Origin of the sequence: Bradyrhizobium sp. MOS001 (assembly GCF_004634465.1) — a bacterium.
Lineage (GTDB): Bacteria > Pseudomonadota > Alphaproteobacteria > Rhizobiales > Xanthobacteraceae > Bradyrhizobium > Bradyrhizobium barranii.
Map to the genome: position 1 here is coordinate 212,251 of NZ_SPVJ01000001.1, position 16,297 is coordinate 228,547.

The following is a 16,297-nucleotide window of genomic DNA, read 5'->3' on the forward strand; positions in this document are numbered from 1 at the left end:
GGTCCCGGCTTGGCGCCGCAACGGTTCACGTTGCAACGCGTCCGGGACACGAGAGTGGCAGTCACCAAACGCTCTCTCTCCACTTCGTCTTAAATTGCAACCCGCGCGTGCAAGAAGTCTTGATCGGCCGTGATCTATCGATGGTCACCAGCCTTGAACGCGTCGCCTGCGGCCGACGACTAACCCACAGAGTGCATGAGGGTCAGGGGAACGTGATCGTACTTCCTCTTCCTAAAGCACCAAAATGGTGCTTTAGTGCTTTCCATGAGCCCGTCGCCCCGAAACGCGCCGTCCGCGCTGCGTTACAGGCTTGCCCCTGACCCGGCCGCCAAGGCCGCCATGGAGGCGACGTTCAGGGCCTATGACCGCATGATGGAGATCCTGGATGACGTGGCGCGGAGCCATAACGTCGGCTCCAACGTCGTCCTGCTCCATGCCCATGCCTATGAGCCGATCCGGAAAGAAACCGCGCTGCCGTCGCGGCTGGTGACGCTGGGCCTGCGCGACCGCGCCGATTATCGCGCCGCGCAGGGCCGCCGCCTGCCGCTCGACGACAAGCTCGCCAAGATCAAGGGCCCCGCGACCATTTCGATTGCGACCGTGCAGGGGCGCTTCAGCGTGCCCTTCGACTATGCCGGCTATGCCGAGGGTTGGGGGCAGAGCGCTCCCGCGCACCTCATCCGCACCGACGACGGTTTCGAAGTTCACTACGGCGTCACGCCGAACAGTCTGCCAGAGGAGGAGAACGCCATGGATACCATCGCTGCCGCCCCCGACAACTTCCTGTCCCGGGTCGGGCGCCTGATCGCCGGGATCGCCTATGACGCGATCGAGCAGGCGGAGGGGAAGAACAAGCTGAACGTGGTTGGCCAAGCCATCCGCGAGATCGAGCGCGCGGAAAGCGAGGCGCGCGATGCGCTCGCGTCCGCGCGCGCCGAGGAATACCGTCTCAACGCGCGCCGCACCGAGATCGAGCGCGAGATGACCGATCTTGCGCCCAAGATCGAAGGTGCGATCGCTGATAGCCGCGACGATCTCGCACGCGCCGGCATTGCGCGGCAGATGGACTTGGAGGCGCAATTCGAGGTGCTCTCCCGCGCCATCGATGAGAACAACGAGAAGATCGAGCAGTGCGTGACGTCGCTGCGCGCCGTGCTGTCAGCATTGCAAGATGCCGAGCAGCGCCGCGCCGATCTCGAAAAGAGCGAGGCTCAGGCAAGCCATCAGGCTTCGACGTCGCCCCGGAAGTCCGGTGGTGCCTCGGCGGCAGCGAAGGCCTTGCGCGCGGGCAGGGCGGTGGCGCGCGCCACCGGCGTCCCGGCAGCGATCCCGTATTCAAGCGACATCGACGAGCTCAGCACGTTGCATCGCGACAAGGAGATTGCAGCGAGGCTGGCGCGGTTGAAGTCGCGCTCCTGAGTAATGTGTCATGAGCGCTCTGCTCGAACACGTGATGTCGCCGGAGGTCAGGCCGTTCGCGATCGCGGCGGCCATGATCCTCATCGTCGGCTCGATCGAGGTGGTCTCGATGCTGGTCGGGGCCTCGCTGAGCGAGATGCTCGGCACCAACATCGATTTTGGTCACCCCAGCGACAATGGCGTGATCAACGCCATCTCCTGGATCAATGTCGGCGGCGTGCCGCTCTTGATCTTCCTGCTGTTGCTGCTTGGCGCGTTCTCCATCACCGGCTTCCTGATCCAGGACATCGCGCGGATGGTGGCCGGTCCCTTGCCGGCAACGCTCGCGTCGGTCGGAGCGGTCGCCGTCTCGATTCCGCTGGTCCGCGCCGCAAGCAGGGGCATCGCGCGGGTCATTCCCAAGGATGAAAGCTATGCCGTCGGTCTCGGCGATCTCGTCGGCCGCGTCGGCGAGGTCGTGATCGGCCCGCTCGATCAGGGGCCGCCCGGCCGCGTCAGCGTCGCCGACATCCACGGCAACCGCCATTTCGTCTGGGCGGTCGCCGCACCGTCATCATCGCCCCTGCCGCAGGGAACTATGGTCCTGCTGGTCGATCGCGCCGGCACCCGCTTCGTCGCGGTGAAGGCCGACGATGAACTGAAACCTTCCAAGCCGACTCTAAGCAGCTAGCAAGCCATTTATTGGAGAAAGTCATGTTCGACATCGCAGTCCCGGCCATGATCGGCGTCGCGCTGATCGTTGTCCTCGGGATCGTCTTCACCATCCTCTACAAGCGCGCCACCCGCGACGAGGCCTTCGTGCGCACCGGCCTCGGCGGCAAGAAGGTCGTGCTCGACGGCGGCGCCATGATCCTGCCGATCTTCCACTCCTATGCCAGCGTCAATCTGAAGACGCTGCGGCTCACCGTCGAGCGCAAGGAGCGGGAGTCCCTGATCACCAAGGACCGCCTGCGCGTCGACATCGTCGCCGAGTTCTACGTGCGCGTCCGTCCTGACGATGAGAGCATTGCGCTCGCGAGCCAGACGCTGGGCGCGCTGACGAATGACGCCGAAGCCCTGCGTAACCAGGTCGAGGCAAAATTCGTCGACGGCCTGCGTTCAGTGGCGGCCACCATGTCCATCCTGGAGTTGCAGGAGAAGCGCAGCGACTTCGTCAAGCATGTGCAGGCGACCGTGGAATCGGACGTAAAATCCAACGGTCTCGAGCTTGAATCGGTGTCGCTGACCAAGCTCGACCAGACGGATGTGAAATTCTTCAATCCGGAAAACTTCTTCGACGCCGAAGGTCTGACCCAGCTGAAGACCGTTACCGAGACGCGCCGGCGCGACCGCAACTCGATCGTGCGCGACAACGAGGTGGCGATTGCGCAAAAGGACCTCGAGGCGCGGCAGCAGACCCTGACCATCGAGCGCACCAAGAAGGAGGCCGAGCTCTCCCAGGAGCGCGACATCGCCAACAAGACCGCGAGCACCCGCGCCGAGGTGGCGACCGCGACGCAGACGGCGCGCCTGACCGAGGAGAACGCCCGCATCGACACCGACCGCGCCGTTGCCGAGAAGGAGGCCGGCGCCAAGCAGGTCAAGGAAACCGCAGTCATCGAGTCGGATCTGGCGATCAACAAGCGCAAGACCGACGCGCAGCGCGAAATCCAGATCGCCACGCAGGAGAACGAGATCCAGATCGCGGCCAAGAGCAAGCAGACCTCGGAAGCCGTCGCCGACGCCAAGACCGCCGAGGCGCTCGCCGTCTCCGCGGAGGAAAAGGTCGTGACCGCCCGCGCGGTCGAGGTCGCCGACCGTGCCCGTCTCACCCAGGTGCTCGCCGCGCGCACCGAGGCCGAGCGCAAGTCGACCGAGCTGATCGTCGCGGCCGAAGCTGAAAAGAAGGCCTCGCTCGATCGTGCCGAGGCCGTCAAGACGCTGGCCACCGCGGAAGCCGAGTCCAACAAGATCAAGGCAGTCGGCGTCAGGAATATCGGCGAGGCCGAAGCCGCAATCATCACGCTCAAGAACGAGGCGCAGAACAAGCTCGGCGCCAACGTCATCGATTTCGAGCTCGCCAAGAAGCGGATCGAGACCATGCCCTCGGCGCTGGCCGAGATGGTCAGGCCGATCGGCAACCTCAAGGACGTCCGCATCCTGCACACCGGCGGCGCGTTCGGCGGCAATGGCGCCGGCGGCGGCAATGTCGGCTTTGGCGAGGGGCTCGCCGGCGAGCTTCTCAAGGTGCACGCGCTGCGTCCGATGATCGACGAGATCCTGCGCCAGAGCGGGTTTGCGCCGGGCGAGGATCCCGTGAAAGCGCTGGTCGGCGCCGTGACGGGAAAGAGCAACGGCGCCGCAGTGCCGGCGCCCGCACCGGAGAAAACAAACACCGCCGATCTATGAACGCCGGTTCATTGCTGCGGAGAATTCGAATCGATATGAACTGCCCGTGCGCGTCTCGCGTCGCGCACGCTCCGGAGCGTCGATCGATCGCGTGTTGAACCACTCGATCGCGCTCCGGGTGAATTCTTCGAGGCAACGCCATTTGTTGCCGCGGTGCCTGCGCGGATCGACGTCAGGCACCGGAGCCTCTTTCGATCGGGGGAATTTCACATGAAGTATTTTCTGTCCGGACTGATCGCGATCGGTCTTGCGATCGCCGCTGCGCCGTCGTTCGCGGCCGACGCCCGCAACGTCACCGTCGTCAACGAGACCGGCTATGCCATCAAATTCCTGGGCTTCAACGCACCGGACGACGGCCTGGACGAATGGGAGAACGAACTCGACAAGGTTTTGCAGAACCAGGCGAGCACCTATGTCGAGTTCGAGGAGGACGACGAGGGATGTGTCTGGAACATCCGCGTCGACTGGCAGAACTATGACGAGTCCGTGCTCTGGAAGAACGTCAACCTCTGCAAGATCACCGCGCTGCGGCTGCGCTACGACTCCGGAACCAAGACCACGTCCTTCGTCGCCGAATAGTTTGACCTGACTTGAGCCAGGGGAGGGGCGGCGGCCCTTCCTCGGCGCATTGTGCAAGATCGCGAATTCGTCCTTTGCAAGCGCAAGCGGCTTTGTTATACGCAGCCGCGCGCGAACGACTGGTTCGCCCTTTCCTCGGTAGCTCAGCGGTAGAGCATCCGACTGTTAATCGGATGGTCGCTGGTTCGAATCCAGCCCGGGGAGCCAAAATCCAGCAAATTCAAAGTCTTACTTGCGTTGCAATTGCGCAACACTACCCGAGGCCGCCGCGTTGGGGCCGGTGCACGGCTGAGCAGTCGGCCGGTGGAGAGGGAATCGGTCGGACCATAGCTGTCCCCCAGCACAGCCGAACCAGGCGCCTATAATTCATGCTCAGAGGGTTGAACCCTCAGGCGAGGGACAGTTCGTCCTCCCAGGGTCTGCGACGGACGTTCCCCGAACATCGCATGGTAATACTGCGAGAACCGCCCGAGCTCGTAGAAGCCCTGCTGCATGGCGACAGCGGCCACGGTCGTCGAGCCCGGCACGCTCTCATGCAAAATGGAATGAACGGCACACAGCCGCTTGTGCCTGAGGAAGCTAACCGGGCCCAAGCCGAACACCTCCTGAAACGCGCGATGGAGGGTGCGGCGCGACACCCCGAGAGCGGCGCAGATCTCCGAGACATGCACTGGGCGCGTGCCGGCCTCGTCGAGATACTCCTCGACCCGGCGGATCAGCCGCCTTGCCGAAGGCAGCCAGCCGGTGTCGTCGGGCGGTAGCGACGACATCACGTTGGCCGCCATGCATTCGACGATCGATCGCTTCCAGAAATCGGCGGTCGAGGGCGTCAGGCCGCTCCTGTAAGTGCGCAGATGTGACATGATCCGGACCAGACGATGTGCGGCGATCGCGCCGCTACCGGGGTCCGCCCGGAAATGGTCGCGCCTGCGCCAGGTGTCGGGATTGCTCAGCCTCGCTTCGCCGCCGAACAGCGATGCGACCTCGTTGATGTCGAAGCGCATGGCGGCGTAAGCGGATCCACCGTGAAAGATTCCGTCATGCTCGAGCAGCGGCGGAATCACGAGCACGTCGTTGAGGCGCATGTCGAAGGACCAGTGGGTGACGCGCTCTTCGGCCGCGAGCAGCATCCCGATGATCAGCTTGTCGTCGCTGGCGACGCGCTGCGTACGCATGCCGACGCTGAAGGTGCCGATGCTGAGCGAGAAATCGCCGATGCCGACATGGGACAGCGATCCGCGCAATCGCCCGCGCCCCAGCTGCATGACATCGACGTGCGAGCCGTGAACGGCCTGGTGAAGACCTTCGAAGCCGTCGAGCTTACGCGAATCAACCAGAAGGAATTGGCCCATGGCTGCACCCTGTTACTCAAGCGCGACAATTCTGCGGCAGGCGGCGGCTGAACACCACTACAACGCGAAGTGGGTACGAGAGCCCGAGTTCGCGCTTTGAGGTAAATTATCGCCGAATTTGACGCGAGCTGTGCGCCACATGACGCTGTGGATTGAGGAATTTGCGACATGTGTCGTTAAGCCTCACCGATCGGCGCGGCGTATTGGCACAAACTGCACATCACGGGCATCCAATCTTCGGATACCATTTGCAACCTAGGCGATATCGGCGACGATCGCTCTGCGAACCGCGGGGCGGGGCAGGCGGTATGGTGTTGCCGCGGGCTCGAAGGATGTGCGCAAAAGAGGGAGAGATGCTGACGCAAGTCTACGACACCCATCTCGCACCCTCGGCGCCAAGAAGAGGGGACCAGACAATGCGTCCAGAATGCCGGGCGATGTGCTCTCGTCGACGCCTGCTGAAATCCGCGCCATAGTACCGGGTGGAATACTCGTATCGGAGTTTCCACGATGCTGCGGGCGGATACGGATCACTGCGAGTGGTTGCCGGACGACGTGAAGACCGGCGAAATGGTCTTCATTCCCGGCGGGACCTTCCATATGGGATCCGACCATCATTATCCCGAGGAGGCGCCGAGCCACCGCGTCTCGGTCGACGGTTTCTGGATCGACCGCACCCCCGTCACCAACCGGCAGTTCAAACAATTCGTCAACGCGACCCGCCACGTCACCGAGGCGCAGATCGTTCCCGACCCCAAGGACTATCCCGGCGCCCTGAAGGAGATGCTCTACGCCGGCTCGCTGGTGTTCGAGCCGCTGCCGCGCATCACCGATCTCACCGACTGGAGCCAATGGTGGTCCTTCATGCGCGGCGCCAACTGGCGCCATCCTTACGGCCCCGGTAGCAACATCAAGGGCCTCGACGACCATCCGGTCGTGCATGTCTCCTATAGCGATGCAGCCGCCTATGCCCGCTGGGCCGGCAAGGAACTGCCGACGGAAGCGGAATGGGAGTTCGCCGCGCGCGGCGGCCTCGACGGCGAGGAGTTCGCCTGGGGCGATGCGCTGATGCCCGGCGGCAAGCACATGGCCAACATCTGGCAGGGCAATTTCCCCGTCCAGAATCTCGGCGAGGATGGGTTCAAGCGTACCTCGCCGGTCATGGCTTTCCCGCCGAACGGCTACGGCCTCCACGACATGATCGGCAATGTCTGGGAGTGGACCTCGGATTGGTGGTCGTCAAAGCATGCCGCCGACGCCGCGAAGCCCTGCTGCATTCCCAGAAATCCCCGCGGCGGCCGCGAGGAGGCGAGCTTTGATCCATGTCAACCCGACATCCGCATCCCGCGCAAAGTCTTGAAGGGCGGCTCGCATCTCTGCGCGCCGAACTATTGCCGTCGCTACCGCCCCGCGGCGCGCCACGCCGAGCCGGTCGATACTTCAACCAGCCATGTCGGCTTCCGCTGCGTGATGCGGACGCCTCTCGTTGTTCATCGCGAACAAGAAGGGTCTGCTGCAACATAGCAAGATAGGGAGTATCGCATGAGCAGCGAGTTGGAGAAGAACAGCACCCAGTCCGGGGCTGACCAGTCGATCAATCGCCGGAAACTGCTTTTGGGAACTTCGTCCATCGTCGCCGCGGCGACGCTGACATCGGAGGCACTGGCGCAAGCGCAGAAAGCGGCGCCGGGTTCAGCCGCGAGCCCGGCGGCTTCATCGGCGTCCGGCCGCAAGCCGAACATCCTCGTGATCTTCGGCGACGACATCGGACAGACCAATGTCTCCGCCTATTCCTTTGGTGTGATGGGCTATCGCACGCCGAACATCGACCGCATCGCGAAAGAAGGCATGATGTTCACGGACTATTACGCCGAGCAGAGCTGCACGGCGGGGCGGTCCTCGTTCATCACTGGCCAATGCACGCTGCGCACCGGCCTTTCAAAGGTGGGCATTCCCGGCGCGACCGTGGGTCTGCAAGCGCGAGACGCGACCATCGCAGAGTTGTTGAAGCCGCTTGGTTACGCCACCGGGCAGTTCGGCAAGAACCACCTCGGCGACCGCAATGAATATCTGCCAACCGTGCACGGCTTCGACGAATTCTTCGGCAATCTCTACCACCTCAATGCCGAGGAAGATCCGGAGAACCGCTTTTATCCGACCGGTATGCGGGACCAGATCGGCCCACGGGGCGTGCTGCGTTGCAAGGCGTCGGATCGCGACGATCCGACCGAACATCCGCGCTGGGGCAAGGTCGGCAAGCAGACCATCGAGGACACCGGCGCACTCACCAAGAAACGGATGGAAACGATCGACGACGAAACATCGGCTGCCGCCATCGATTTCATGCAACGTCAGGCGAAGGCCAACACGCCATTCTTCTGCTGGTTCAACACGACCCGAATGCACTTTCGCACGCATGTACGGGAGTCCCATCGTGGCCCGCCCGGGCTGACGGCCAGGACCGAATACGCCGACGGCATGATCGAAAACGATGCGACGATCGGAACGGTGCTCAAGGCTATCGACGATCTCGGCATCGGTAACGATACCGTCGTGATCTACACCACGGATAATGGGCCGCATCAGAACTCCTGGCCGGATGCGGGAACGACGCCGTTCCGCAGCGAAAAGAACACCAACTGGGAGGGCGCGTTCCGCGTGCCGTGCATGATCCGCTGGCCAGGACGAATTCAACCCGGCTCGATCTCGAACGAGACGATCAGCGCGCTCGACTGGATGCCGACCCTGCTGGCGGTCGCGGGCGAACCGGAAATCAAGGACAAGCTGCTGAGGGGGCACCAGGCCGGAAGCAAAACGTTCAAGGTCCATCTCGACGGATATAACCAGCTTCCCCACCTCACGGGTCAGCAGGAGCGCAGCGCGCGCAAGGAGTTTGTCTACTTCGACGACGATGGCGACGTGGTGGCTCTGCGCTACGAGAACTGGAAAGTCGTCTTCGAAGAGCAGCGTGCGCAAGGTACATTAAGAATTTGGGCCGAGCCGTTTACCAAATTGCGCGTGCCGAAAATCTTCGATCTGCGCTCGGACCCCTACGAGCGCGCGGATATCACGTCGAACACCTACTACGACTGGCTCATGACGGACGGCGCGGGTGTGTTCATTGCTGCGCCTAGAATTGTGGGGGAGTTCCTCGCCACCTTCAAGGAATTTCCCCCGAGTCAGCGGCCGTCGAGCTTCAGCATCGATCAGATCGTCGAGAAGATGCAGAGGAGTTTTCAAGTCACGCAATAGCGTGGCGTGACCGCCTGGCAGCAACGCCGAGCGGCTGACGTGAACGACCAATGAAACACAGGGAGCGTAGAAATGAGCGGCGAACTAAAGAACAAGAACAATTCCTCCGACGCTGAACAAACGATCAACCGCAGAAATCTGCTCCTTGGAACATCATCGATCGTCGCAGCAGCGACGCTGACCTCGGAAGCACTGGCGCAAGCGCAGCAAGCAGCGCCCTCTCGCGCGCCGGCGGCAGCTCAGCCAGCGGGAGGCAAGCCCAACATTCTCGTGATCTGGGGCGACGATATCGGCATCGCCAACATCAGCGCCTACTCCAACGGATTGATGGGCTACGAGACGCCCAACATCGATCGCATCGGACGCGAGGGGATCAAGTTCCTCCACTATTACGGCGAACAATCATGCACGGCGGGTCGCGCGGCGTTCCTGACCGGCCAACACGGCATTCGCAGCGGCCTGACCAAAGTCGGCTTTCCCGGTGCGCCGATGGGCATGAGCCAGCTCGACCCATCGATTGGCGGCCTCCTTAAAAATCTCGGCTATGGCACCGGACAGTTCGGCAAGAACCACGTCGGCGACCGCAACGAGTCGCTGCCGACCGTCAACGGCTTCGACGAATTCTTCGGCAATCTCTATCATCTCAACGCCGAGGAGGAGCCGGAACTACCCGACTATCCCAAAGACCCCAGCTACCTCGCCAAGTTCGGCCCCCGAGGCGTGCTGAGGTGCAAGGCTGCAGACCGCGACGATCCGACCGTAGACCCCCGCTTCGGCAAGATCGGCAAACAGACCATCGAAGATACCGGCGCGCTGACCAAGAAGCGCATGGAAACGATCGACGACGAGACGTCGGCCGCGGCCATCGACTATATGAAACGGCAACAGGCCGCCGGCAAACCGTTCTTCTGCTGGTTCAACGCCACGCGCATGCATTTGCGCACCCATGTGCGTACCGATCATCGCGGCCGCTACACGCATGGCGACAGCGAATACATCGACGGCATGCAGGAGCATGACGATACGGTAGGTACTCTGCTCAAAGCCCTCGACGATATGGGGATCGCCAACAACACCATCGTCGTCTACTCCAGCGACAACGGTCCTCACATGAACAGCTGGCCGGACGGCGCGATGACCTGGTTCCGTTCCGAGAAGAACACCAACTGGGAAGGCGCTTTCCGCGTGCCGTGCCTGGTGCGCTGGCCGGGCGTCATCAAGCCGGGCACGGTCACCAATGAGCTGATGAGCCACAACGACTGGATTCCGACGTTGTGCTCGGCGGCAGGTGAGCCCGACATCGTCAACAGGCTGAGCGCCGGGTACACCGCCAACGGCATCAACTACAAGGTCCATCTCGACGGGTTCGACCAGACCGCATTCCTGCGCAACGTCAGCGGCACGGCCGGCAACAACAACGGCACCAAGAGCGCTCGTGACAAGTTCTTCTACTCGGATGATGACGGCTTGCTCGTGGCCTTGCGCAAGGGCGACTACAAGTATGTCTACGCCGAGCAGCGTCTGCCCGGCACACTGGGCGTCTGGGCCGAGCCCTTCACCAAGCTACGCCTCCAGAAGATATTCAACCTGCTTCAGGATCCGTTCGAGAGGGCTGACATCACCTCGAACACATTCTGGGACTGGCAACTCAACCATGTCGGGCAGGTCTACGGCGCGATGGACGACGTCGGCGCCTTCGTCATGACCTTCAAGGATTTTCCGCCGCGGTCGTTCCCACCGAGTTTCGTACCGGCCACGATCCTTGAAGAGCAGCTCGATGAGATCAAGGACAACCGCGCCAGGGCGGGACAACGCGCCCAGAGCATCGACAAGATACGCTCGGGCGTCAATCAGATGATCGAACAGCAGCTCCAGCAACGCGGAGTCAAATAGCTGACACCCCATCCTCACCGGCCCGCGTCGTTGCGGGCCGGTGCCACCTTCGTAGTTACTCACTTGCGCCTGTGAGATCCAGAATGCCCGTTTCCCTCGCATCTGCCACCCGGCGTGGGTTTCTGATCGGTTTCGCCGCCATCAATGCTGTCGCGGTCTGGAGTGCGGCAGCTTTTGCTCGAACCGGACCTCTACCTTCGTGGAACGACGGGGTCACGAAGACATCAATCATCGACTTTGTTGGGCGGGTGACCTCGCCAGGCGGAGTCGATTTCGTGCCGCCGGCGGAGCGCGTTGCCGTGTTCGACAACGACGGTACACTTTGGTGCGAACAGCCAATTTATTTCCAGGCGGCCTTCGGCCTCGATAGCGTCAGGGCGATGGCGCCGCAGCATCCCGAGTGGAAGCAGCAGCAGCCCTTCAAGGCGTTCCTCTCAGGCAACAAGGACGCGCTGGCGGCGCAGGGTGAGAAGGGTCTGCTGACACTGATCGCGGCCTCCCACAGCGGCGTGACGACCGACGCTTACGCTGCCTCGGTTGCCGACTGGCTCACCCGGGCGCAGCACCCGCGCTTTCATCGCCCTTATAACGAGCTCGTCTACCAGCCGATGGTGGAGCTGCTCGCCTACCTGCGCGCGAACGGCTTCAAGACCTTCATCGTATCAGGCGGCGGTGTCGAGTTCATGCGGGTCTGGGCCGAGAAGGCTTACGGCATTCCGCCGGAGCAGGTGGTCGGCTCCTCCGGCGTCACGCAATTCAAGATCGACGCCGATGGCAAACCCGTCCTGATGAAGCTGCCAAAGGTCGAGTTCATCGCCGACGGTCCCGGCAAGCCGTCGGGCATCAACCGCTTCATCGGCCGCCGCCCGATTCTTGCCTTCGGCAATTCGGACGGCGACCACCAGATGCTGCAATGGACTGCGGCCGGCCCCGGCGCGCGCTTCGTCGGCATCGTCCATCACACCGATGCGGCCCGCGAATATTCCTACGACAGGGAGTCCAAGATCGGAAAGCTCGACAAGGCCTGGGACGAGGCCATGCAGCTCGGCTGGACCGTCGTCGACATGACAAAGGACTGGACGACGATGTTTGCGTCCGAACGCGGCACCGCGGAAGCGTCGCAATGACGAGGACGCGTGCGGGAAGCTGCATCAATGACAGCAATAACAAAGGGAGGACAAGGATGTCTGGACATATGCGCATGTTTCGGTGGACGAACTGCCTGCTGGCGTTGGCAACCGGCGCGTCGCTTCCGGTCGGAACGGTGGCGGCGGCGCCGCTCCAGCCAGCGGCAATCCAGCAGGGCGCGACTGGACCATCCGATCTGATCGAGGTGCGTGCCGCTGTTCGCCGCGGCGGGGCCGCCATGGGGCCGCGTGGTGGGGCCGTGGTCCATCGTGGCGGCGCCGTGGTCGGCCCCCGAGGCGCCGCCTATCGCGGCCGGACCGCAGTGGTCGGACCGCGCGGCAACGTCGCCGTCCGCAGCACCACGGCCGTGGCCGGGCGCGGCGGCTGGGCGCGACCCGGCTATTACCACTGGCCGAGGGGCGGCGCGATCGCCGCCGGTGCTGCGATCGGCTTCGTGACAGCGGCCACGGCTGTGGCCTGGGCGGGTGCTGCGCCCGCGCCGGGGATGTGCTGGTACTACACCGATCCATCCCGCACGCAGGGTTTTTGGGACTACTGCCAATGAAGGCACGTCACTGACGCAATGAGGCGGCGGTCATGAGCGGCTACGACATCTTCGCCTGGATCGTGTTGGTGATCCTGCTCGCCAGCGCGATCGGCGTGGTCTGTATCGCGGGCTGGCTGCCCGGCCACATCGCGAAGTCGCGCAACCATCCTCATGCGCAGGCAGTGACTGTCGCCGGCTGGATCACGCTGTTCTTCGGCTTCGCGCTGTGGCCGATCGCGTTGATCTGGGCCTATCTCGACGTGCCCGCACGCAAGGCGGGAGATGCGTGATGGGTGTCGCGCTCTTTAATACCTATCTCGTGCTGCTGTTCCTGCTGGTGCATTTCGGGATCGTACGCTTCAACCTGTTCTGGAAGGCGTCGCCCGCGATCGTGCTGGTGCTGCTGCTGTTCGGACTGCTGATCCCGATGGGGTGGGGCGCACCGCAGGGCAATGCGCTGGTCGTGCGCAATGCAGTCTCGATCGTGCCTGATGTGGCGGGCGAGGTGACGGATGTTCCGGTTCTCGCCAACGCGCCGTTGAGGGCAGGCGATGTCCTGTTCAAGATCGACCCGACGCCTTACGCGGCGCAGGTCAAGGCGATCGACGCGCAGTTCAAGCTCGCCAAGACGCGCCTCGGCCAGATGACGCAGCTCTACGAGCGCGACGCCGGCCGCGGCTTCGATGTCGAACAGCGGCAATCGGAGGCCGACCAGCTCTCCGGCCAGCTCGAGGCCGCGCAGTGGAATCTCGACAAGACAGTGGTGCGCGCGCCGGCCGACGGCTACGTCACCAATCTCGCGCTGCGCAAGGGCGCGCGCGTGGCGAACCTGCCGCTGGCGCCGGTGATGGCGTTCATTGACGTCTCAAGCACCATCATCGGCGTCGAGATCAACCAGAACGATGCGCGCTACGTGGCGCCCGGCCAGGAGGTCGAGGCCACATTCAAATTCGCACCTGGGCAGATCTACTCCGGCAAGGTCGAGAGCGTGCTCCAGGCGATCGCGACCGGACAGGTGCAGACATCGGGCACGGCAGTCCTGCCGAAAGCCATCGAGGCCGCCCCCTTCGTCGTGCGCGTCAAGCTCGACGACGCCGATTTCGTCAAACGGTTGCCGGCCGGCAGCGCCGGAACGGCTGCGATCTACACCGATCACGTCAAACCGACCCACGTCGTGCGCCGCGTGATCCTGCGGCAGGTCGCGATCCTGAATTACGTCAATCCGTTCTAGCGAGAGGGCGCATGAAAAGAGCAGTGCTGACGGCTTCGTTCCTCATCCTCACCTCGGCCACGCAGGCGCAGTCGCCGGTCCCGGTGACGGTCGATAATTTTGGGCGCGCGGAATCCGACCTGTACTTCGGCAACGGCGTCAAGGACGCCGGTGGCATCGGCAAGCTGTTTCACCATCGCGAGCCGATGGCGATCGATAAGCAGGGCGTCATCCGGTCGAATCGTGACACGCTGTACTCCATGACCGTCGTTGATCTCGATGCGGGACCGGTAACGATCAAGTTGCCGGACGCTGGCAAGCGGTTCCGGTCGTTGATGGTGGTCAACGAGGATCACTACATCGTCGGCGACATAGAGTATCGCGCCGGAAGTTACACCTACGATCGGAAGAGGGTCGGCACACGCTATGCGCTGATCGGGCTTCGAACCCTCGTCGATCCCAACGATCCCAAGGATGTCGAGAAGGTCCGCGCAGTCCAGGACGCCGTCACGATCAGCCAGAAGGCCCCGGGCAAGTTCGAGATACCGAATTGGGATCCGGTCAGCCAGAAGAAGGTGCGGGACGCGCTCCTGGTGCTGTCCTCAACCGCAGGCGGCTTCAAGGATGCGTTTGGCGCCAAGGGGCAGGTCGATCCGATCCGGCACCTGATCGCGACCGCCGCGGGATGGGGCGGCAATCCCGACAAGGACGCCACCTATCTCAGCGTCACCCCCGAGAAGAACGACGGCAGCACCTCTACAAGCTGACCGTCCCCGGCAATGTGCCGGTGGACGGCTTCTGGTCGATCAGTCTCTACAACGCCGAGGGCTATTTCGAGAAAAACCCCTACAACGCTTACTCGCTCAACAATCTGACGGCGACGAAATCAGCCGACGGCTCCACGGTGGTCCAGTTCGGTGGCTGTGACGGCAAGATCCCGAACTGCCTGCCGATCATGAAGGGCTGGAATTACACCGTCCGGCTCTATCGGCCGCGCCCCGAAGTCCTGAACGGCAAGTGGAAATTCCCGGAGCCGAAGCCCGTGAGCTGAACGGCGAACAGATGGAGGTTGTCATGAGACATTTGATCACCGGGGTCGTCGCCGCGATGCTGATGGCCGCAAATGTGCACGCGCAGAGCCTGTCGCCGGATGAACTTGCCGCGCGCACTATCCAGCGTCGCGCGGTCGAGGCTATGATCTGGGGCATGCCGGCGGTGAATGCCGATCTCATGCTGCAGACCATGCTTGGGACGACCAAGGCAAAGCCGAACGAGGTCATTTACTGGTCGAAGCCGGTGAACTGGAAGAACCAGACGCTGACGCCCAATCCGGACTCGATCTATCTGATGTCGTTCTGGAACGTGAAGGACGGCCCGGTCGTGATCGACATTCCCCCGGCGCAAGGCGGCTCGATCGCGGGCAACATCGTCACGGCGTGGCAGATGCCGCTGGAGGACGCAGGTCCCGAAGGCGCCGACAAGGGGCAGGGCGGCAAATATTTGATCCTGCCGCCCGGTTACAAGGGCGACGCGCCCGCGGGCTACATCTCGCTTCAGTCGGACACGTTCAGCGGCTTCGCGCTGCTGCGCTCCAATCTCGCAAGCCACGGCGATGCCGACGTGGCGAAGTCGGTCTCCTACGGCAAGCAGGTCAAGGTCTACCCCCTCGCGCAGGCGAAGGATCCGCCGCAGACCAATTTCACCGACGCCTACGACGTGCTGTTCGACTCCACGATTCCCTTCGATGCGAGCTTCTATCGCAGCCTCGACCGCGTGGTGCAGAACGAGCCGTGGCTCGATCGCGATCGCGCCATGATCGACCAGCTCGCGAGCATTGGCATCGAGAAAGGCAAGGCTTTCAATCCGGATCAGAAGACCGTTGCGCTGCTCGATCAAGCCGCCCGCGAAGCCCACGCGATACTCGAACAGCGCTACGACGCCGGCTTCGCCGTAATCAACCCGGGCATCCGCTGGTTCCCGGCTGCGGTAGCGGAGATGGTCAAGGCGGCGAGCACTGGATACGCCGATCCGAACACCTATCCGGTCGACATGCGCGGCGTCTCCTACACGCTTGGCTTCACCGGTATCAAGCGACTGGGCACCGCGCAGTTCTACCTGTTGGCCAACAAGGACAGGGATGGCCAGCCGTTCGACGGCGCCGCCACCTATCGCCTGACGGTGCCCGCCAACGCGCCGGTCAAGCAATACTGGTCCGCAACCGTCTACGACCGCGAGACGCACGCGCTGGTGCGGAACATGCCGAGCGCAAGCCGGGCTTCGATCAGCCCGGGCATCCAGAAGAATGCCGACGGTTCGGTCGATGTCTATTTCGGTCCGAAGGCGCCGGAGGGCAAGGAAGCCAATTGGGTGCCGACCGATCCGGCGCGGAAGTTCGAGTTGCTATTCCGCCTCTACGGGCCCGAGCAGCCGCTGTTCGACCACAGCTGGAAACTGCCCGATGCCGAGCGTGTCGCCACCACGATCGGGGGCGCCAAGAAGTAGTGCAATTGGACGAGCGTGATGCGTTTG

Annotated in this window: 14 protein-coding genes, 1 tRNA gene and 1 pseudogene; 15 read left to right on the forward strand and 1 reads right to left on the reverse strand. The window is 63.1% G+C overall.

Annotated features, from left to right (window positions below; genetic code table 11):
* Positions 1-255 precede the first annotated feature (255 nt).
* From CT676_RS01050 to CT676_RS01070, 5 genes are all read left to right on the forward strand, one after another.
* A complete protein-coding gene (locus tag CT676_RS01050) occupies positions 256-1,419 on the forward strand; it encodes a PspA/IM30 family protein (protein WP_135213598.1) in 1,164 nt (387 codons plus the stop codon).
* A gap of 10 nt (positions 1,420-1,429) precedes the next feature.
* Complete coding sequence (locus tag CT676_RS01055; RefSeq protein WP_014495394.1) at positions 1,430-2,089, forward strand: OB-fold-containig protein; 660 nt, start codon at positions 1,430-1,432, stop codon at positions 2,087-2,089.
* Between the two features lie 23 nt (positions 2,090-2,112).
* The gene (locus CT676_RS01060; protein WP_135213599.1) at positions 2,113-3,807 is read left to right on the forward strand and encodes a flotillin domain-containing protein; all 1,695 of its coding nucleotides are present in this window, start codon (positions 2,113-2,115) and stop codon (positions 3,805-3,807) included.
* A 210-nt stretch (positions 3,808-4,017) separates the two neighbouring features.
* On the forward strand, positions 4,018-4,386 hold the full coding sequence (locus CT676_RS01065) for a hypothetical protein (protein ID WP_063983400.1): 369 nt from the start codon (positions 4,018-4,020) through the stop codon (positions 4,384-4,386).
* 132 nt (positions 4,387-4,518) lie between these two features.
* Positions 4,519-4,593 (forward strand) — tRNA-Asn (locus tag CT676_RS01070).
* A 152-nt stretch (positions 4,594-4,745) separates the two neighbouring features.
* On the opposite strand, the gene CT676_RS01075 is transcribed toward CT676_RS01070, so the two are convergent.
* Positions 4,746-5,630, reverse strand: a complete 885-nt coding sequence (locus CT676_RS01075; protein ID WP_244623023.1) for a helix-turn-helix domain-containing protein — start codon at positions 5,628-5,630, stop codon at positions 4,746-4,748.
* Between CT676_RS01075 and CT676_RS45075 the strand changes: the two genes are divergently transcribed.
* The 10 genes and pseudogenes from CT676_RS45075 to CT676_RS01120 all read left to right on the forward strand — a co-directional run bounded on the left by CT676_RS45075 (position 5,610) and on the right by CT676_RS01120 (position 16,270).
* Positions 5,610-5,789, forward strand: a complete 180-nt coding sequence (locus tag CT676_RS45075) for a hypothetical protein (protein ID WP_244623024.1) — start codon at positions 5,610-5,612, stop codon at positions 5,787-5,789. The genes CT676_RS01075 and CT676_RS45075 overlap by 21 nt on opposite strands.
* Before the next feature lie 459 nt (positions 5,790-6,248).
* Positions 6,249-7,262 (forward strand): formylglycine-generating enzyme family protein, encoded by a 1,014-nt coding sequence (locus CT676_RS01080; protein ID WP_135213601.1) that lies wholly within the window; start codon positions 6,249-6,251, stop codon positions 7,260-7,262.
* Positions 7,263-7,280: 18 nt separating this feature from the next.
* Complete coding sequence (locus CT676_RS01085) at positions 7,281-8,990, forward strand: arylsulfatase (protein WP_135213602.1); 1,710 nt, start codon at positions 7,281-7,283, stop codon at positions 8,988-8,990.
* A 72-nt stretch (positions 8,991-9,062) separates the two neighbouring features.
* Positions 9,063-10,883, forward strand: coding sequence for an arylsulfatase (locus CT676_RS01090; protein WP_135213603.1), 1,821 nt, complete (start codon positions 9,063-9,065; stop codon positions 10,881-10,883).
* Between the two features lie 83 nt (positions 10,884-10,966).
* Positions 10,967-12,010, forward strand: a complete 1,044-nt coding sequence (locus CT676_RS01095; protein WP_135213604.1) for an HAD family hydrolase — start codon at positions 10,967-10,969, stop codon at positions 12,008-12,010.
* A gap of 74 nt (positions 12,011-12,084) precedes the next feature.
* Positions 12,085-12,576, forward strand: a complete 492-nt coding sequence (locus tag CT676_RS01100; RefSeq protein ID WP_244623025.1) for a hypothetical protein — start codon at positions 12,085-12,087, stop codon at positions 12,574-12,576.
* Positions 12,577-12,608: 32 nt separating this feature from the next.
* Positions 12,609-12,848 carry a DUF3302 domain-containing protein gene (locus tag CT676_RS01105; protein ID WP_014495358.1) on the forward strand — a complete coding sequence of 80 codons (240 nt, stop codon included), beginning with the start codon at positions 12,609-12,611 and terminating at the stop codon, positions 12,846-12,848.
* On the forward strand, positions 12,848-13,789 hold the full coding sequence (locus CT676_RS01110) for an efflux RND transporter periplasmic adaptor subunit (protein WP_085399542.1): 942 nt from the start codon (positions 12,848-12,850) through the stop codon (positions 13,787-13,789). The genes CT676_RS01105 and CT676_RS01110 overlap by 1 nt, the downstream gene beginning before the upstream one ends.
* An 11-nt stretch (positions 13,790-13,800) precedes the next feature.
* A pseudogene (locus tag CT676_RS01115) lies at positions 13,801-14,819 on the forward strand (DUF1214 domain-containing protein).
* 23 nt (positions 14,820-14,842) lie between these two features.
* Positions 14,843-16,270, forward strand: coding sequence for a DUF1254 domain-containing protein (locus CT676_RS01120; RefSeq protein ID WP_244623026.1), 1,428 nt, complete (start codon positions 14,843-14,845; stop codon positions 16,268-16,270).
* The last annotated feature ends 27 nt before the right edge of the window (positions 16,271-16,297 follow it).